Origin of the sequence: Chryseobacterium sp. S90, assembly GCF_047444895.1 — a bacterium.
Taxonomy (GTDB): Bacteria; Bacteroidota; Bacteroidia; order Flavobacteriales; family Weeksellaceae; genus Chryseobacterium.
The window spans coordinates 1,634,274-1,652,656 of record NZ_JBLGCX010000001.1; the positions used below are offsets into that span (position 1 = coordinate 1,634,274).

General features: G+C 35.6%; 16 protein-coding genes and 3 tRNA genes. 9 read left to right on the top strand and 10 right to left on the bottom strand.

Going from position 1 to position 18,383, the window contains the following annotated elements:
• Positions 1–11: 11 nt before the first annotated feature.
• The 4 genes from ACLMCG_RS07540 to ACLMCG_RS07555 form a co-directional block, all read right to left on the bottom strand.
• Positions 12–983 (bottom strand): polyprenyl synthetase family protein, encoded by a 972-nt coding sequence (locus tag ACLMCG_RS07540; RefSeq protein WP_110010795.1) that lies wholly within the window; start codon positions 981–983, stop codon positions 12–14.
• Positions 984–1,082: 99 nt separating this feature from the next.
• Positions 1,083–2,225, bottom strand: a complete 1,143-nt coding sequence (locus tag ACLMCG_RS07545; RefSeq protein ID WP_413959373.1) for an anion permease — start codon at positions 2,223–2,225, stop codon at positions 1,083–1,085.
• Positions 2,226–2,238: 13 nt separating this feature from the next.
• Positions 2,239–2,877, bottom strand: a complete 639-nt coding sequence (locus ACLMCG_RS07550) for a DUF47 domain-containing protein (RefSeq protein ID WP_042723220.1) — start codon at positions 2,875–2,877, stop codon at positions 2,239–2,241.
• A gap of 152 nt (positions 2,878–3,029) precedes the next feature.
• A complete protein-coding gene (locus tag ACLMCG_RS07555; protein WP_413959374.1) occupies positions 3,030–4,742 on the bottom strand; it encodes a DEAD/DEAH box helicase in 1,713 nt (570 codons plus the stop codon).
• Positions 4,743–5,311: 569 nt separating this feature from the next.
• On the opposite strand from ACLMCG_RS07555, the gene ACLMCG_RS07560 reads away from it, so the two are divergent.
• From ACLMCG_RS07560 to ACLMCG_RS07570, 3 genes are all read left to right on the top strand, one after another.
• The gene (locus tag ACLMCG_RS07560) at positions 5,312–5,977 is read left to right on the top strand and encodes a DUF2461 domain-containing protein (protein WP_413959375.1); all 666 of its coding nucleotides are present in this window, start codon (positions 5,312–5,314) and stop codon (positions 5,975–5,977) included.
• 255 nt (positions 5,978–6,232) lie between these two features.
• On the top strand, positions 6,233–7,027 hold the full coding sequence (locus ACLMCG_RS07565; protein WP_223601754.1) for an FkbM family methyltransferase: 795 nt from the start codon (positions 6,233–6,235) through the stop codon (positions 7,025–7,027).
• Positions 7,028–7,036: 9 nt separating this feature from the next.
• Positions 7,037–8,536 carry a lipopolysaccharide biosynthesis protein gene (locus ACLMCG_RS07570; protein ID WP_213278341.1) on the top strand — a complete coding sequence of 500 codons (1,500 nt, stop codon included), beginning with the start codon at positions 7,037–7,039 and terminating at the stop codon, positions 8,534–8,536.
• Positions 8,537–8,578: 42 nt separating this feature from the next.
• Here the strand turns inward: ACLMCG_RS07570 and ACLMCG_RS07575 are convergent, their stop codons facing one another.
• The 4 genes from ACLMCG_RS07575 to ACLMCG_RS07590 all read right to left on the bottom strand — a co-directional run bounded on the left by ACLMCG_RS07575 (position 8,579) and on the right by ACLMCG_RS07590 (position 13,174).
• Entirely contained in the window at positions 8,579–9,619 is a 1,041-nt protein-coding gene (locus ACLMCG_RS07575; protein ID WP_413959376.1) for a hypothetical protein, read from the bottom strand.
• Between the two features lie 112 nt (positions 9,620–9,731).
• Entirely contained in the window at positions 9,732–10,586 is an 855-nt protein-coding gene (locus ACLMCG_RS07580; protein ID WP_413959377.1) for a glycosyltransferase, read from the bottom strand.
• 89 nt (positions 10,587–10,675) lie between these two features.
• Positions 10,676–12,076 (bottom strand): aspartate ammonia-lyase, encoded by a 1,401-nt coding sequence (gene aspA / locus ACLMCG_RS07585; RefSeq protein WP_413959378.1) that lies wholly within the window; start codon positions 12,074–12,076, stop codon positions 10,676–10,678.
• Positions 12,077–12,148: 72 nt separating this feature from the next.
• Positions 12,149–13,174: an N-acetylmuramoyl-L-alanine amidase gene (locus ACLMCG_RS07590; protein ID WP_413959379.1), complete on the bottom strand. Its 1,026-nt coding sequence runs from the start codon at positions 13,172–13,174 to the stop codon at positions 12,149–12,151.
• Positions 13,175–13,310: 136 nt separating this feature from the next.
• On the opposite strand from ACLMCG_RS07590, the gene ACLMCG_RS07595 reads away from it, so the two are divergent.
• From ACLMCG_RS07595 to ACLMCG_RS07620, 6 genes are all read left to right on the top strand, one after another.
• Positions 13,311–13,395, top strand: a tRNA-Ser gene (locus tag ACLMCG_RS07595).
• 14 nt (positions 13,396–13,409) lie between these two features.
• Positions 13,410–13,484: transfer RNA gene (locus ACLMCG_RS07600), tRNA-Pro, on the top strand.
• Positions 13,485–13,516: 32 nt separating this feature from the next.
• Positions 13,517–13,590, top strand: a tRNA-Arg gene (locus tag ACLMCG_RS07605).
• A gap of 590 nt (positions 13,591–14,180) precedes the next feature.
• Complete coding sequence (locus ACLMCG_RS07610) at positions 14,181–15,455, top strand: erythromycin esterase family protein (RefSeq protein WP_413959380.1); 1,275 nt, start codon at positions 14,181–14,183, stop codon at positions 15,453–15,455.
• Complete coding sequence (locus ACLMCG_RS07615; protein ID WP_413959381.1) at positions 15,455–16,357, top strand: ABC transporter ATP-binding protein; 903 nt, start codon at positions 15,455–15,457, stop codon at positions 16,355–16,357. The genes ACLMCG_RS07610 and ACLMCG_RS07615 overlap by 1 nt, the downstream gene beginning before the upstream one ends.
• Positions 16,350–17,132 carry an ABC transporter permease gene (locus ACLMCG_RS07620; protein WP_413959382.1) on the top strand — a complete coding sequence of 261 codons (783 nt, stop codon included), beginning with the start codon at positions 16,350–16,352 and terminating at the stop codon, positions 17,130–17,132. The genes ACLMCG_RS07615 and ACLMCG_RS07620 overlap by 8 nt, the downstream gene beginning before the upstream one ends.
• A 104-nt stretch (positions 17,133–17,236) precedes the next feature.
• On the opposite strand, the gene ACLMCG_RS07625 is transcribed toward ACLMCG_RS07620, so the two are convergent.
• Both ACLMCG_RS07625 and ACLMCG_RS07630 read right to left on the bottom strand, forming a co-directional pair.
• A complete protein-coding gene (locus tag ACLMCG_RS07625; RefSeq protein WP_413959383.1) occupies positions 17,237–17,767 on the bottom strand; it encodes a thermonuclease family protein in 531 nt (176 codons plus the stop codon).
• Positions 17,768–17,908: 141 nt separating this feature from the next.
• Entirely contained in the window at positions 17,909–18,382 is a 474-nt protein-coding gene (locus ACLMCG_RS07630; protein ID WP_413959384.1) for a hypothetical protein, read from the bottom strand.
• Position 18,383 lies beyond the last annotated feature (1 nt).

Below are 18,383 nucleotides of genomic sequence, written 5' to 3' on the forward strand. Positions count from 1 at the left end.
TACTACCTCTATTAACTTTCTCTTCTCAACAAATAATTTGCCAGCTCGATAAAAGGTTTTTTCTTTTCCTCAGGAACATCTATTTTCTGAAGATAGCTTTGTCCGATTTCGTTATGTTTTTCGATCAGACGTAATGCTTTTTCATCTACTTTTGTTCTTCTGAATATCTTTTCTACTCCGTATACTTTATCAACGTTTTCCGTCTTTTTAGAATACCAGTAATCCAGTTCTTTTCTTTCTTCATCGGTAGCATGTTCTCTTGCTAACAAATACAGAACGGTTTTCTTATTTTCATAAATATCTCCTGCATGCTTTTTACCGAACTGTGCCTGATCACCGAATACATCAAGATAATCATCCATAATCTGGAACGCAATCCCGATATGTTTTCCGAAATTGAAAATAGCTTTAGCATCTTTAAAATCTGCTTTTGCAATCAAAGCTCCGATCTCAAATGATGAAGCACTTAAAACTCCTGTTTTATAAGTAATCATTCTGATGTAGTCATCAAAAGTAACGTCTTTCTGAGTTTCAAAGTTGATATCGTACTGCTGTCCTTCACAAAGCAGAAGCCCGGTGTGGGTAAATATTCTGATACATGCTTTAAAGATTTCAGGTTCCAAGTCCTCAAAAAACTTATAGGCTTTAAGCATCAGTCCGTCTCCGGAAAGAATTCCTACATTAAGACCGTGTAAGGTATGAATGGTAGGTTTATTTCTTCTTAAAGGAGCTTCATCCATAATATCATCATGGATCAGCGTGAAGTTATGGAAAAACTCGATAGCCAAAGCCGGCTTAATTGCCTGCTTAAGATCTCCGCCGAACATCTCGCAAGCCATCAGCACCATAATAGGACGAAGACGCTTTCCACCATGGGAAATAATATAGTTCATCGGCTCATACAGCTCCGAAGGTTTATCTTTAAAAGTATATTTAGTGATGGCGTCCGCAACAATCTGCTGGTATCTGTCTAAAAATTCCATAAAATCTTTTAATTTGAACAAAAATACGATTTTTCGAGGCTTTATAAAACAAAAAACTTTGCCCAAACGGACAAAGTTTATATAAATATTTTAATTTTTTTAAGAAAATAAAGAGACTACAAGATAAGTAACTCCTGCTACAATTGCAGAGATTGGAATGGTTAAAATCCAAGCCCAAAGTAAGCTTACCGTTATTCCCCATCTTACCGCTGATATTCTTTTTGTTAATCCTACCCCAATGATGGATCCTGTAATCGTATGTGTTGTAGACACAGGAATAGAAAGATGTTCTGTAATAAATAATGTAATAGCTCCTGCAGTTTCTGCACTCACCCCTTCTAATGGTGTTACTTTCGTAATTTTTGTACCCATAGTCTTGATGATCTTCCATCCTCCGCTCATAGTACCTAAAGCAATTGCTAAAAAGGATACTAACGGAACCCATAAGTAATGCTGAGCAAAATAATTAAAACGTTCACCGGAAGCGATGTTCAAATATAAAGGATCATGAATCATATCTACATGATAGAAAATGATTGCAGCTCCAATAATACCCATAACTTTCTGAGCATCATTTAACCCGTGAGTCAAACTAAATAATGCTGAAGATGCCAGCTGTAATCTTTTGAATGACTGATCTGCTTTGTGAGGGTTTGATCTCTTATAAAGGTGTACAATAATGAGTGTAATGATTATAGAAATTAACATCCCGATAAAAGGAGCTAAGAAAATAAACAGGAAAATAGGAATTACTTTATCAAACTTTACGACACTTTGGTGGGTGACCTGAATGAAAGCTTCTTTAAGGGTCTCCCAAATCCCAAGATTAGGTTGTACAGCAGCTACATCATGATAATCCATCATAAAAGCATGCATTAAAGCAGCTCCTAAAAATCCTCCGATCAGCGTATGCGAAGACGAAGAAGGAATTCCAAACCACCATGTCAAAAGATTCCAGGCAATGGCCGCAACCAAACCTGAAAATATAACTTCTAGATTGATAAAATTCTCATTAACTGTTTTGGCAATTGTATTACCAATTTTAAATTCTCCAATAACATAGGCAGCTAAGAAGAATGCTGCAAAGTTCCAAAGCGCTGCCCAAAGTACAGCCTGGAATGGAGTTAAAACTTTTGTAGAAACAATAGTCGCAATTGAGTTGGCTGCATCATGAAAACCATTGATATAATCGAAGATCAGGGCCAACGCAATAATAACTACAAGTAAAATCGGAAATTCCATTTTTTGCTATGTATTAGGCGTATTTAATCATGATGTTCTCAATTGTATTGGCAACATCTTCTGCTTTGTCCGTTACAATTTCAAGATAGTTCAATACAGATGAAACTTTAATAATGTTAATTGCATCATTAGTTTCAAATAATTCTACCATTGAATTGGAAAGCAAATCATCAGCAATATTCTCAATAGAGTTCACTTTAATACAAGCTTCTTTCACCTGCTCCATATTTTTGAACCCTTTAAGGTTTTTCATAGCATTCTGAATTTCAAGACATGCTTTATGGATCAATAAAGAGAAGTCTGAATAAGCCTTCATCTCAGGTGATTTGTATAGGAAAATATATTTTGTGGAAGCGTAGATATAATCAGCGATATCATCCAGTCCTGTTGCCAATGTGTGGATATCCTCACGGTCAAAAGGTGTAATGAAGTTTTTCCCTAATTCTACGAAAATTTCGTGAGTAAGTTCATCATTCTTGTGTTCGAAGTCACTCATTTTCTTCAACATAGAATCGTCATTAAGATCGAAATCTTTGATTCCTGTGTTGAAATCTTCTGACATTGCAACTAGATTTTCAGTTACTTTTTCGAAAAGTACAAAGAAGATTTTATCTTTTGGTTGAAAAGCGTGGAAAATATTACCAATTCCCATTTTTTAGTATTTATAATTCGTGTGCAAATTTCTTAAAAAAGGATTGTACGTGAAACTATATGACATTAAGTTTTGTTAACATTCGCTTAACTCCTGATTATCAAATAAAAAAACCGGCATTAAAGCCGGTTTTATATAGTAATTTGTGAGATTTAGTTTGCTACTTCAGCTCTCATATCTTTTCCTTTGAACTTCATGGATTGAATATTGCTCAAGACATTGTCTTTAAACGATTTTTCAACTTCGAAGAAAGAGAATTTCTCTAAGATTTCGATATCTCCGATTTCAGCTCTTTTTTTGGATTTTCCATCACCAGTAGCCTTATTGATAATATCTAAAACATCAAGCTTCTTCAAATGGTCTTTTTTCCCAAGATTAAAGAAGAATCTTACCATACTCTCATCTCTTCTTCTTGGCTTTCCACCACGATCTCTGTCTCTTCCGCGATCTCTGTCTCTGCTGTCTCTGTCACGTCCGCGGTCTCTGTCTCTGTCTCTATCACGTCCACGGTCTCTTCTTGAGTAGTCATCATCTCTGCTGCTCAATTTCTGCTCAACAAGATCGTGTTTGTCTTTGTAATATAAAGCAAGATCCTTCAATTGGAACTGTAGCAACTGGTGCACCAATTCTTCTTTTGTAAATTTGCTTAGATCCGGGATTAGGCTATCATCAAATTCGAAAAGATCCTCGTGTTCCGTTAATAATTTTTCGAATACACCTCCTACCTGAGCTTTGATAATATCATCACCCGTTGGAATGAATTTTTCGTTAATTTCAATTTTTGTTGCAGATTTGATCTGTTTCAGTTTTCTGCTTTCTTCAGGCTTTATTAAGGCCATAGAAATACCATCTTTTCCAGCTCTACCTGTTCTTCCGCTTCTGTGAACGAATACTTCAGGATCATCTGGTAAAGAGAAGTGAATAACGTGTGTAAGAGAGTTTACATCCAATCCTCTTGCTGCAACGTCTGTCGCTACAAGAATATCAATGTTTTTCAATCTGAATTTCTTCATTACTGTATCTCTCTGCGCCTGAGAAAGATCACCATGAAGAGCATCAGCTGCATACCCGTTCTGCATCAGGAAATCTGCAACCTCCTGAGTTTCCATTCTCGTTCTACAGAAGATAATGGAGTACTGATTAGGGTTGGCATCGATTAATCTCTTCAACGCTTCTTTTTTCTGACGGTACCCTACTACATAGTATTCGTGCGTAATGTTCTTCTTCACTTCGTTGATAGAACCTACTGAAATACGGTGTGGTTTTGTAAGGTAATTTTTGGAAATTCTTTCCACCTCTTTATTCATCGTTGCAGAGAATAAAAAAGTTTGTTTAGTTTCCGGAGTTTCGCTTAGAATGGTTTCCAATTCGTCTTTGAATCCCATAGAAAGCATTTCATCGGCTTCGTCTAATACTAACCAATGAATCGCAGAAAAGTCAAGTGCTTTTCTGTTGATAAGATCAATTACTCTTCCCGGAGTTCCCACAATAATCTGTGGTTTATCCTTCAAAGATCTCATCTGGTCTACAATACTACTTCCACCATAAACTGCAGTAGTTTTGATGTCTTTCATGTACTTAGAGTAATTCTTTATGTCCTTCGAAATCTGAAGACATAATTCCCGTGTCGGACAAAGCACCAATAATTGGATTTTGCGACTCGTATCGTCAATCATATCCAAAATCGGAAGCGAAAACGCTGCTGTCTTGCCTGTCCCTGTTTGCGCAAGTGCGATCAAGTCGCGAATATCTGAAAGAATAAAAGGGATAGTCTGTTTTTGGATTTCTGTTGGGCTTTCGTAGCCCAGTTCGCCAATTGCCTTAAGGATATCAGGACTTAAATTGGTTTCCGTAAATAAATTCATTAACTATTTTAAAATTTTTGCAAAGATACAACAAATATTTGACTTGTTTTTGAATAAAGTTTTAAATATACAATCTTAAATTCAGAATCTTTTAATATTTCTTTGATTTTTTGAAAATTAAATGTAAAAAAAACAGCCTTAAACTAAGGACTTGTTAAACATTATTTTTTTTTATTAAATTGGATTGATTTTTTCTGTGAAATTTATGAATTTTCAAAAATAAAACCATAGAACGTAAATTTTTCTCTTTTTATATTATTATGCAAAACATTACATCTATCACAAAAGGCCACTCTAAAATGACATAAAAATATCGTCAAATGAATAAAGAGAACTTCACGTATTTGGTACTTGGCAGCGCCTTACTGACCAACCTATTTTAATCACCAATCCGCCACTGCTGATTCCTTTATCATCCAATATCCGGGTATTACCCATACTGAAAGTTTTAAAACCTGAATAGATTTTGTACATTTGAATTGTGGTACAAATTTCCAATTCTAAATTTCCAGATTGAAAAGCCTACCCAAATCTGACTTAGCAACAACACTAAAAACACCTCACACAATATGTCTGCAAGCATTTCTTCCAAAACATTTGATTTTTTAAACAAATTAAACAAAAACAATAACCGCGAGTGGTTTAATGAAAATAAAAATCTTTACACTGAATCTCAGCAAAATGTGGTGTCATTTCTTGATGAACTGATTAAAGATATGTCAGGTTTTGATGAAGAACTTGCTAAAATTGACAGTAAAAAAGCGCTGTTCAGAATTTACAGAGATACGAGATTTTCAAAGGATAAGTCGCCTTATAAAACTAATTTCGGAGCTTCACTGGGAATGGGAAAAGGCAATCAGAAAGGTGGTTATTATCTTCACATGGAACCCGGAAAATCCTTTTTAGCCGGAGGGATTTATATGCCTGAATCTTCAGTTCTGAAAGAAGTACGCAAAGAAATATCGTTATATGGTGATGATTTCCTCAAAATTCTCAATAATAAAGATTTTAAAAAGCACTTTCCGGAACTAGACCAGGACGACAAACTGAAAAAAATCCCACAAGGTTTCGAAAAAGAAGATCCTATGGGAGAATATCTTAAACTTAAAAACTTCATTGTAGTATATTCTTTAAAAGACGAGGAGGTACTGGATAAAAATGCAGTGGAAAATATGACTAAAGTTTTCAAGGTGATGAAGCCCTTCAATGATTTCCTAAACACTCCTTTTCTTTAATTGATCCTGAAAACAGACGTTTTTCCTGCAGGTAGCACCGATTTTCAAAGATAATTAAGCCTTCTGTTTCTGAATATTTTACAAAAGTTCGGGGGATAAAAATACCTCTGTGACAAATTTAAAATCTATTAAAAGCAACAGATTACAAAAACAGAAACCAAAGATAACGATTGAAAATCAACCTATTATATTTAACATTTTTTAAGAAAAGTTTTACATTTTTGCTTATCTTTGCTGTTCGTCAAAAAGCTTACGATGTCTTTATACCAAAAAATCGCAGAAAAACTACAATATATAAGTCCGAATTTCTATAAAAAAAGATATTTCAAAACGTTAAATAATCTTAATAAAAATAATTTTTCGGAACGCAATGTAGAACCGGAACTGGTATGGATCAAAGAATACCTTCCTAAAAATGCTGTTATATTAGACATTGGTGCGAATGTAGGAACTTTCCTATATCAACTGGAAAACGCATTGAACCATGATAACATTTATGGTTTTGAACCCAATAAAAAGCTTTGCAGACGATTGAAAAGACTGTTTCCAGCCATGCATGTCTTTCCTCTGGCTCTTTCTGATGAAAACAGTATTGCCGAGTTCAAAGTACCCATTATTAACGGAAAAACGGTTGCTTCCCGCGGTACTTTAAACACTTCTTACAAAGAGAAAGGAGAAGAGAAAAGCTATACTGAGAAAGTAAAAGTGATCAAACTGGATGAATGGGCTGCACTTGAACATTTCAACAGACTTGATTTTATCAAAATAGACGTTGAAGGAAATGAAATAAAAACTCTTTCCGGAGCGAGAGAAACTATCAGACAGTTCAAACCAACTTTGATGGTTGAAATGGAACAAAGACACCACCAAACTCCTATATGGAATGAAATATCTGAAGTGATGAGCTGGGGATATGAAGCGAAATATCTGAACAGAAACAGCTTTACCCTGGAAAATCTTACAGAGGATATTATAACACAAAATACAAACGACGAAAAAAATAAAACCCAGTACATCAACAATATTATTTTCATACCTAAAAACATTTAAAACGACTTTATGAGTGTAGTAGCGAGACAAGGCTTCAAATATTCCATTATCGGTTATATTGGTTTTTTGCTGGGCACAGTTTCCGCAATATTCATATTTCCGAATGATTTTGAATTTTACGGAAAGCTTCGCTACATTCTTCCTACTGCAGAGATGCTGGTTCCTTTTGTGGTCCTGGGAATTTCCTATTCCAACGTGAAGTTTTTTCATACAGTAGAAAGAGACGGCAAAAAACAAAACATGCTCTCATTGTCGTTGCTCACTGTTTTCATCAACTTTCTAATTTTCACGGTTGTATTTTTTATACTTCCCTATTTTTATCCAAAATTCAGGCACTCGGAAGCATGGAAGATCAAAGAAATGATCTTACCACTTATTTTAATCCTTTCATTTTGTGCTATTTTCAATAAATACACTTCCAATTATAAAAGAATTGTGGTTTCCAATATTTTCGACAATCTGTTTCCGAAAATTGCAAATCTGGGAGCTTTCTGTCTTTTTTTCTTTGCTTTATCACAGAATATCACTGCTGCAACGTCACAGAAAATTGCTTTTGCATTCTTTTTTGGAATCTTCTTTTTAATGCTTTTGGGGTATATTTACTACACCAACAAACTGGAAAAAATCAAGCTTGATTTTAATACGGATTATTTTAAGAAAAATAATTTCTGGAAAGAATTCTTCAATTACAGTTTCTTCGGATTCCTGGGAACTTTTGGAAATTACCTGGCCATCAACAGCTTTATGATCGGAGAATTTATGGGAATGGAAGAGGTAGGAATCTATTCTGTTTTGTATGCGCTGATCTCATTAATCTCTATTCCACAGCTTGGATTATTTAATATCTCCGCCCCTATCATCAACAAAACTCTGGCAGACGGGGATATGGTAGAGCTGGACAGGTTTCACAAGAAAACATCTTTAACGTTATATTTCCTTGGTGCTGTCTTATTCTCATGTATTATGGTGGGATTCCCGTATCTGACACAATTTATGCCTAAGAACGGAACAATGCTCAGAGAATACGAACCTGTAGTATGGATCTGGGGTTCTGCCGTATTGATAGATCTCGCAACTGGTTTCAACGGAAATATTATTTCACTTTCAAAATATTACAGATTCAATATTCTGGTAATGCTTTTACTGGCCGGGCTGACTATTGGGCTTAACTATTATTTCATTAAAAATACAGACCTTAAACTGATTGGAATTGCTCTATCTACAGCTATTTCTCTTTCCATCTACAATGTAGTGAAGATTATTTTCAACTATTTTGTATTTAAAGTTTCACCGTTGAGTATTGAAATGATCTTTGTTTCCATTATCTGTACGTTGGCGATTACCGTGGCTATTGTTCTTCCCAACTTCAACAGCAATCTGATCAACCTGGTTTATAAGCCGGCAGTTGTTCTGATTCTTATCTATATCGGAAATTACTTCACCAAGATTTTCCCGATTGAAGATTATCTGAATATGAAGTTTATCAAGAGTGTATTTAAGATTAAATAGTTTTTTAACGAATAAAGCGAAGGCATTTACCTTTTTTCTTATTTATATCAGACTGGTTAGGAATTGTTCCAGTTTTTTCTGCACCACTTCTTTGCTATAAGTTTTATAAAAGTCAAATGGAGTCTCTGATAGAGCCCTTAACTGTTCAAGAACATTTTCTTTTTCAGGAATGATAAAATCTAGTTTTGAAGGATAATTTCCCGGAAAAACAGCCAATTTTCCGTAAGCGACAGCATCACCTAGGTTTCCCGTCATTTTAGTCACTCCATACGTTTCTTTCATGCTGAAAAACTCTGTATCCTGCTGAATCGGACACCATAAAACATCTGCTTTCCGCATCCATTTTTCAAAATTTTCAGAGGAAACTCTTTCGGAGAAATAAGTAATATTGATATTTTCAGGCAGTCCCCGAGACAGTTGTTCAAGCTCTTTTAATTCATGCCCCTTTGCTTTTCCAAGGAATACAAACTCACAGCGTTTATCTGACTTCAGACCCTGAATTGTCTTGAAAATATAAGTATAATCCCTTCTCTTCTGTGAAACTCCTCCCGGAATAACGACAATCAGATTATCATTTTTAATTTTATCAAAATCTCTGGTATAAAACAGTGGCAAAAACTGATGTCTTTCTGAAATCAAAGCTTCATCAAGTACTAAAAGTGATTGGGAGGCCTGATAAACTTTAGTGTTATAAAACAATCCTTCTTTAAGCCACAATTTCAGTCTGAAAATAACGTCTCCTTTGAAGATACTTTTCATCAGGTTCAGTTTTGAAACTTTTGTAAAATTAAGATTATGGGTAATAATTGCTGTATTGTACTTTTTTGTTACTGCTAAAAATGTATTAAAATAACGATGTACAGTTCCAATTACAACCAGATCATATCCTCTTCCCTTTAGCTGGTCCAGAATCATAGAACTGTCTGATAGGAACACAGCTTCATTGCTTTCAATAACCTGATCTTTAATCCTTTTTGAAAAATAATAGTCTACGGCAAAATCCTGAGAACCTTTTATAATATCCATGAAGGCCTGAGCAATTTCTGCGTGGGTATCTATTTCTATGTAAGCTATTTTTTTCACGAGGGGGAGTTACATTCTTAAGTTTCGGCTAAAGCCGATGGATTTTATTTTTTTGATTAAACGGGCTAAAGCCCGTTCCTATTGATTTACAAATAATAAGTTATGTTTTTTTTTACATTTTCAGCCATTTTTTTTTCAGCATTCTCCAACGTTGATAATTAACAGCTTTTTGCTCTTCTTTTGTAATTTTAAGCTCCATTTTTTTTGATCTGCAATTTTCATAGGAATTGATAATATCGAAGAAAAATGATGGAGACTTGCTTTTCATCGCTTCTTTTGAGGAGGCAATATAAGCCAGAAATCTATTCAGGCCTAAGAAATAAAAGTACCTGCCATAATAATCCGCCGGATGGATTGTGTAATCAGCTCCTTTTACTTTAATCAGCTTTACATGAAGTTCAGGAAAAACAACTTCCTTCCATCCCAGATTTTCCAGCAGTATGGAATCTATATTATCCCATCCCAATGTCTCTCTTAAACCACCGATCTGAATGAAACACTCTTTACGGTAAGCTTTCATAGGGCCTCTTACATGATGTTTATTGGAATTTCCTTCATAGATCCAGTTTCCGTCCTTTTCTATGTATAAAAGACCTCCTACGAGTCCATATTCCGGGTTGTTTGCAAAAGCTGTTTCTACTGCTGACAGATAGTTTTCGGGAAGGATGATATCGGCATCAAATTTACAGATGATATCAAATTCATCCATCTGTTGAGTCCGGAGACCATTTTTAAAAGCATGAACTACTTTAGATCCGGGCTGATGTTCAGATTTCTGAAGATTGATCGTTTCAAAACGGGAATCAGTCTTTGTATATTTCCTGATGATTTCAGGGGTTCTATCTACAGAACCGTCATTCACTACTATTACTTTGAAATCTTTGCAACTTTGTTTTTGTAAAGAATCCAGTGTAAAGGAGAGGTTATCTTCTTCGTTATGGGCAGGAATTATGATTAAAAACCTCACGGGGATTATAAGTGATTAATGATGAATAATCAATGATAAGAAGCTTTTTAAGACATCAATTATCATTGATTAGTCATCGTTTAAAGATTTTATTTGTTATGCGGTTTCAGCATATTTTTCGGATCAAGGATTTCGTCCAGTTTCTCCTGGGAAAGAATTCCTTTTTCAAGAACAAGGTTGTAAACGCTTTTTCCGGTTTCCAATGCTTCTTTGGCAATCTGTGTAGATTGTTTGTATCCGATATAAGGGTTCAAAGCTGTTACAATACCGATGCTGTGCTTCACCATGTTCAGGCAGATTTCTTTATTGGCAGTAATTCCAACTACACATTTCTCACGAAGGGTATCTAATGCGTTGCAAAGGAAATTGATGTTTTCCATGATCGCATGAGAAAGTACCGGCTCCATTACATTAAGCTGTAATTGCCCTGCTTCTGCTGCAAAAGTTACGGTAAGATCATTCCCGAATACTTTGAAACAAACCTGATTTACCACTTCCGGAATTACCGGATTTACTTTACCCGGCATGATAGAAGATCCCGGCTGCATTGGCGGAAGGTTGATTTCAAAAAGACCTGCTCTCGGACCCGAAGAAAGTAATCTTAAATCGTTACAGATTTTTGATAATTTCACCGCAAGGCGTTTCGTTGCTGAAGAGTAGATTACATAAGATCCGGTATCTGGTGTTGCTTCCACTAAATCCGGAGCTGAAACAATCGGGTATCCTGTAATCTGAGCTAAGTTTTTAGCACAAAGTGTGGCATATCCTACAGGAGCATTTAATCCTGTACCGATAGCTGTTGCCCCCATGTTCACTTCTACAAAAAGACTGGCATTGTTATTCAGTTTAGAAATATCTTCTTCCAATGTAGCAGCATAAGCTTCAAATTCCTGTCCCAAAGTCATTGGAACGGCATCCTGAAGCTGTGTACGGCCCATTTTGATCACATCATGAAACTCCTGTCCTTTTGCACGGAATGCCGCAATAATTTTTTCAAGTTTTTCTACCAGCCCGATATTCATCTGCAGCAATCCCATTTTGATGGCTGTAGGATAAGCATCATTGGTTGACTGGGAAAGGTTGATATGGTCATTTGGTGAACAGAATTCGTATTCTCCTTTATTTTTTCCTAATTTCCCCAATACGATATTGGCAATTACTTCATTTGCATTCATGTTGATGGAAGTTCCTGCCCCACCCTGAATCATATCTACCGGAAACTGCTCATGATATTTCCCGTCTACAATTTCATCACACGCTTCTGCTATTTTAAAATATAGGTTTTCGTCCAGAAGTCCTAATTCATAATTGGTTTTTGCGGCTGCTTTTTTCACAAAAGCTAATCCTTTTATGAAATCCGGATATGAAGACAAAAGCTGTCCTGAAATTTTAAAATTGTTGATAGCTCTTTGTGTCTGAACCCCATAATAAGCATCTAAAGGCACATTCAGTTCGCCTAATAGATCACTTTCTTTCCTGAAATTTTCCATTACAGATATTTTACTGTTTTTGATCGTTTAAAGATAGCAAAAACGCATCTAACCGATGCGCTTTAATTTGAATTATTTTACTGGATATTTTTGATTTAAAGCTTGCAGTATTGCCCATGTTTCGGCATCCATGATTCCGTCATAATTCTGTGGACGGAAGTGGTACTGAAATGCTTCAATTGTTTTTTTAGTTGCATCATCCCATTTTCCGCTAAGATCCAGTCCGTATCCAAATTTCTGTAATGAAGTCTGAATAAGGAAAATAAAGCTGGGTTCATTATATTTTGCAGTGATGTCTGCCTGTGCTGCCTCAAGATAAGTCTGCTTAGCTGCTTCATCATACCACATCCCAATCTGGTATTCATCATACAGTTTTTTCCATGGGAACATAGGTCCCGGATCCTGTTTTCTTGTAGGAGCAATATCTGAATGAGCAAGCACAAAAGTCGGCTGAATCTGATATCTTGTCACAATATCTTTAACCAATGCGGCCACTTTTTTTACCTGATCATCACTAAAAGGAGCAAAAGTTCTTTTTCCTGCAGCATCTGTAGTATAACCGGAATTTACAATTTCAATACCGATTGAGGTATCATTAAGATTTTTGTCATTTCTCCATGAGCTTACGCCTGCATGGTATGCTCTTTTGTTTTCGTCAACCAACTGATAGATCTCGTTATCTCCTGTATTATTTACCAGGTAATGAGCACTCACTGCCTGCTGGGTAAGAACAGTAATCGATTTATCGTCTGCAAGAGCTGTATAATGTAATATTAAGTATCGTTGTCTGAAGTTTTGGGCTACTGCAGGGAAATAAGTCTTTACAATTTTATATCCTGCCGGTTTTGCAGATACAATAGAACCATAACTTACCGTATTATCATTTTTTGTTGGATCCGCTATATTAGTAGTAAAAAAATCTACTCCACGATCAGATACTACTTTTGGTTTCGGAGCAACCTGAGGGGTTGTCTGAACCGTTGGTTTCGCCTGTGTTATTGGGGTTTTCGGTTTGTAAGTATTTTTTTTCACATTTTGCTGAGAAGTACATGAAAAAACAAAAGTGCTTAATCCGATGATATATAATGTCTTACGCATCAGTTTGGTTTTTGGATGATTTATTACTTCAAAAATACACAAAATTTTCTTGAATTTTATTTGGTAAATAAAGAAATCTGTTCTATATTTGCACTCGCAATAACGGAACAACGATCATTAAAAAATAAACAAAAACGGAGGGTTGCCAGAGTGGTTAATGGAGCAGTTTGCTAAACTGTCGACGCGAAAGTGTCGCAAGGGTTCGAATCCCTTACCCTCCGCTCATTTATATATTCGGGGCGTAGCGTAGTCCGGTCATCGCGCCTGGTTTGGGACCAGGAGGTCGCAGGTTCGAATCCTGCCGCCCCGACTGTTTTAGTAGTTTTCTCAAAACTACTTAATGGGTGCGTAGCTCAGCTGGATAGAGCATCTGCCTTCTAAGCAGACGGTCAAAGGTTCGAATCCTTTCGCGCTCACAAAAACCTCACAATTTTATTGTGAGGTTTTTTGCTTTTAGAAGGTTACACATCTTAGTTTACAATCCAACAACGTTAATGAATAAAACAGGATAGAGCATCCCGATTTCAATCGGGACGGCAAAGATTCGAATCCTTTCGCGCTCACTAAAGAGACAACGTTAAAAAAAACCTCTGTTTTTATCAATAAAAAAACGCCACATTTTAAGTGACGCTTTTGGCAATATAAGCCTCCAAGGAATTGAACCTATAACAATAATAGAATTACCATTAGATTAGGTTTATGAATCTATAATACACTACTAAAGCAGACAGCACAAATACGACTACTAACATCGGAAACATTTTATACTCTCTTAATTTTAAACTAAAAAAACTGTCTTAAAAATTGAGACAGTTTTATTTTTTCAGATTCATCCCATTATATATTTCCCGACATAAGGAAAAATAAGACGAATTGACATCATTTTCCTTCCGGCATTATTTTCGACAAAACAGTAAACAGTTTTACATAAAGCTTTTATTTTTTATTAAATTTAAAACCAAATAAGAAAATGAACAGGCATTTAGCAACTGTATAATTTTGATGGATGAAAAAAATACTTTACACTTTTATAATTTCTGTAATTGCGGTTTTAATCCTGAATAAAATTGTTTTTAAAGATGTCCCTGAAAAAGAAAAACAGGAACTTCTGAAAGACGTCCAGCAATATAAACATCCTATAAAAAGTATTTCTATGGCATATCCGGACAACAGTGACCTGAAAGTACTGGATGCTGTGCTTAAAGACAACAGGATCGTCATGCTGGGAGAAAACGTCCATAGCGACGGCGCTACGATGCAGGCCAAAAGCAGACTCATCAAATATCTCCATGAGAATCTGGGGTATAACGTTGTATTGTATGAAACCGGACAATATGATACCTGGATAATGAATGAGGAAATGAAAAATCACAGTCTGAAAATTCCTTTGGCTTCCATAGGAGGATTGGGGCTTTTCGATTTCTGGTGGGACAACAGGGAAACTCAGCCTCTGATCAACTATTATCAGAAAACGAAAACCTCAGCTAATCCGATAGAATTGGGCGGGTTTGACATTCAATTTTCCGGAATAGAGCTGTATGACAGACGTGGTAAGCTTTTGAAGGATTTTTTAAGTAAAAATTCGATTGACATTAAGCGATTTCCTCTTTTAAACAAAAATCTTAATCAGATCTCTAACTTTATGTATAAAGGATTTGCCGGAAGAATTTTACCCGGAAATCAGAAAAAAGACTTCCTCAATGAGATCACCCGACTGGAACAGGTGGTTTCAAAGCTTGAAAAGACGACTGAAAACAGAATCTATACCCGGTATTTACATGATATGAGAAGTAATTTCGATAAAACATGGAAATATGAACCGGGATCTATGCAAAGTATGCAGTTCAGAGACTCTCTGATGGCCAGAAATCTTATTCATCAGATTGATTCTGTGTATCATGACCAAAAGATTATTGTGTGGTGCGCAAACCTCCATACTTTCGCAAGCCGTTACAGCAAAGATTATTTACCTCTGGGCGCATATATCAAAAGTAAATACGGAAAGACTTCTTATATGGTTGATTTTTCGTCCTATGCTAAAGATAATAAAGCCGGAACTCCTATGGATAGGCCTGGAAAGCTTGCCATCGAAAATACATTTCATGCAACGAAAACACCCTATTTTTTTATCGATCTCAGAAGTATTCCGGAAAGCTCTGTGCTGAAGAAAGAGTTTGTATCCACCATCAACCAGGGAACAGATCAGAAAAAGGTCTGGAGCCGGTTTTTTGACGGAATATTTTACATAGACAACAATACTTTTTTAACCTCTCACGAATAATGGAAAGCATTACTACTAGAAACCTCAGTTATATCATAGGTTCTAAAACTATTCTGAACAATATCAACCTCAATATTCCTGAAGGCAGTATTTACGGATATCTGGGAAGAAACGGCGCGGGAAAATCAACTACGATTAAACTTCTTCTGGGACTTTTGGAATCCTCGGCAGACAATATTTTTATTCAAAATAAAAGCTTACAGCAAAACCGGACAGAGATTCTTGCCAGCACTGGAAATCTGATTGAATCTCCTTGTTTTTATACCAAACTTACCGTCTTTGAAAACCTTAAATACCTTGATATTATCTATGGCAAAGGGAACAAAAGGATTGATGAGGTACTGGAACTGGTAGATCTGCATAATGAGAAGAAAAAGAAGGCAACAGCTCTATCGATGGGAATGAAACAGCGTCTGGGAATTGCGATGGCTATTTTTCATGATCCGAAACTTCTGATTCTGGATGAACCTCTTAACGGACTTGATCCTCAGGGAATTTTTGAAATGAGAAAACTCTTCCAGCATCTGAATGAAGAGGGAAAAACGATATTTCTTTCAAGCCATATTTTGAGCGAGCTTGAAAAAACGGCAACCCACATCGGAATTATTGAAGGCGGACAAATGATTTTTCAGGGGACAAAGAATGAACTTTTAAGCAATGTGGAAAAAGATGTTGTTTTAAAAGTTAATCCTGTTGAAAAAGCATTATCTCTACTGCAAGATACTTTTTCCGCAACACTGAACAATACGAACAAAATTTCGGTAAAAATCAATGATGATAAAGAATTCAACGGACTTCTCACAACGCTGGTCCAAAACGGAATTGAGATTTATGACATAGAGTCTCAAAGCACGAATCTTGAGCAGATCTTCATTAATTTAATTTCTAAAAAACATGACTAATACGAATACTTTCTTAAAAGCTTTTTCATCCGAGCAGTATAAACTCTCGAAAAACAAAGAGATTTTCGGGATTCTGCTGCTTCCTGTTTTAATCATCTTTGCGATTGATCTGTATATGGTGTATGATGTGCTCCGTTCCGGAGTGGAAGAAACAGAGGGAACAGTAAATCCCTGGAAAATGTCATTGGGAAGGACTGTATTTATGTTTTTCTATCTTCTCTACCCTATTCTGGTATCGCTTTTTGTACATGCCTGCTGTGATGTGGAATACCGGAACAATAATTATAAAATTCTTTTCACACTTCCGGTTTCAAAGACCAAAATATTTCTGTCAAAAGCTCTGTTTATCCAGATCACGGTTTTCTTTTCTGTGCTTTTTTCTTACCTCACGTTTTTGCTGAGCGGATATCTTCTTGGGATTACCTTTCCACAGCTTGGATTCCAGAACTATGATTTCAGGGAAGTGATATTTTATATCTTTTTGAAGTTTTTCATTACGCTTTCTGCGATTGCGATGGTACAATTGACTTTAAGTCTCCTATTTAAAAACTTCATTTATCCTATCGGGTTCGGGGTATTCATGCTGCTCTTTGCAACGATTATCCATCAAAAATCATTTGCTGATTTTCTGATTTACACCGGAGGCTACAAATCAATGGAAAACTTCATGAACGAAAATATTGTTTTTGAAAGAATGGATTATTGTAACATTGCTGCCATTTTTATCTTTATGGCTATAAGTTTTTATCTTTTTGTAAAGAAGAAAGGAGGGTGAAAATTGCTGGAAGCAGGGAGCTGGATAATAGAAGTTCATACAATGTCAATCGATAGATATCAATTAACTTTCCTCTCCCATCTTCACGCTTCCTTGCCCAATATTTACGCTACTGTTTTTGTTTTTATTTTTGTTCCCGTTTTGGCGGCCTCGATTTTCTTATTATTTCTAAGCTCACGCTTCATTTTACGGTAATCCCAGGGTGCAACAGCATTCACATCCTGCCAGAGACCGACTTTTCTATATTGTGCATTTTCCTGAATTTTACCTAAAGAAGCATCTTTGGAGTAAGAAAAATACCACCATCCCATTCCTGCTTTGATAAGCTCTTTGGAAAGGTATTTCCCATCATCATAATAAACCTTTGCAATAGATCTCCCATAGCGGTCAGTGTTCGTTTCAACAAAGCTTACCGTTTTTCCAAATACCTGAGCAGAAGTAAACTGTTTGGCATTTTTCCCAAATGCCTGCCCGCTTTCCGGACAATCGACTTCAGCCAGCCTGATTTTTTTTTGCTGGTTTCCTTTTAACAGTAAAGTAATGGTATCTCCGTCTGAAATTTTAATCACTTTTCCGGTAGTCTGTGAGAATAGAAATACAGGGAAAAGTACGTACAGCAGCATTAATCGTTTCATGGGGCAAATATAGGAATTAGTGGGTCTTGTTTAATTAAAAAAACCTCGCATTTTGCGAGGTTTTTTTAATATTGAATTAAGTTATTTGATTTTTTTGCTTCAAAGTCGGAGACTTTGCGAAGCGGGGCGGAATCTAAAATTCTATTTGACACTATTCTTTAAAGTATTCATAAATTCCTCATAACCAATTTTTAAATAATAGCTTTTACGTGTCATATGATTAATTAAAAAACATTCATTACAATATTCACTAAATTTTAGTATATATTTTAAATTCATATTATCATAAAACAATAATACGTGGTTATATCCAGCAGGACAAGTAGGCTCTGGTAAATAATAATCATACTTATTTTTAAATATTAATGAATCAATTTTCAAACTTGGCTTCATAGATTCTTTGAAAGAATAATCCATTTTCTGAATTTTTGAATAAAGACTATTATCATACTTAGATAACCTACTCATATATATTTTATTACCAGAAGCTGCATCATCCCATGGTTTTTTATTATACTCATAAACCTCAACATGATCATATTGATAAGAACTTAAATATTCCTTTTTACAACAGGAAAAAAAAAATAATAGTATAACAAGCTTAAAAATATTCATA

What these genes read in the sequence shown, in the direction of transcription:
- ACLMCG_RS07540 (WP_110010795.1), bottom strand. Translation starts at nt 983, where the DNA reads ATGGAATTTTTAGACAGATACCAGCAGATTGTTGCGGACGCCATCACT.
- ACLMCG_RS07545 (WP_413959373.1), bottom strand. Translation starts at nt 2,225, where the DNA reads ATGGAATTTCCGATTTTACTTGTAGTTATTATTGCGTTGGCCCTGATC.
- ACLMCG_RS07550 (WP_042723220.1), bottom strand. Translation starts at nt 2,877, where the DNA reads ATGGGAATTGGTAATATTTTCCACGCTTTTCAACCAAAAGATAAAATC.
- ACLMCG_RS07555 (WP_413959374.1), bottom strand. Translation starts at nt 4,742, where the DNA reads ATGAATTTATTTACGGAAACCAATTTAAGTCCTGATATCCTTAAGGCA.
- ACLMCG_RS07560 (WP_413959375.1), top strand. Translation starts at nt 5,312, where the DNA reads ATGTCTGCAAGCATTTCTTCCAAAACATTTGATTTTTTAAACAAATTA.
- ACLMCG_RS07565 (WP_223601754.1), top strand. Translation starts at nt 6,233, where the DNA reads ATGTCTTTATACCAAAAAATCGCAGAAAAACTACAATATATAAGTCCG.
- ACLMCG_RS07570 (WP_213278341.1), top strand. Translation starts at nt 7,037, where the DNA reads ATGAGTGTAGTAGCGAGACAAGGCTTCAAATATTCCATTATCGGTTAT.
- aspA (WP_413959378.1), bottom strand. Translation starts at nt 12,076, where the DNA reads ATGGAAAATTTCAGGAAAGAAAGTGATCTATTAGGCGAACTGAATGTG.
- ACLMCG_RS07590 (WP_413959379.1), bottom strand. Translation starts at nt 13,174, where the DNA reads ATGCGTAAGACATTATATATCATCGGATTAAGCACTTTTGTTTTTTCA.
- ACLMCG_RS07610 (WP_413959380.1), top strand. Translation starts at nt 14,181, where the DNA reads ATGAAAAAAATACTTTACACTTTTATAATTTCTGTAATTGCGGTTTTA.
- ACLMCG_RS07615 (WP_413959381.1), top strand. Translation starts at nt 15,455, where the DNA reads ATGGAAAGCATTACTACTAGAAACCTCAGTTATATCATAGGTTCTAAA.
- ACLMCG_RS07620 (WP_413959382.1), top strand. Translation starts at nt 16,350, where the DNA reads ATGACTAATACGAATACTTTCTTAAAAGCTTTTTCATCCGAGCAGTAT.
- ACLMCG_RS07625 (WP_413959383.1), bottom strand. Translation starts at nt 17,767, where the DNA reads ATGAAACGATTAATGCTGCTGTACGTACTTTTCCCTGTATTTCTATTC.
- ACLMCG_RS07630 (WP_413959384.1), bottom strand. Translation starts at nt 18,382, where the DNA reads ATGAATATTTTTAAGCTTGTTATACTATTATTTTTTTTTTCCTGTTGT.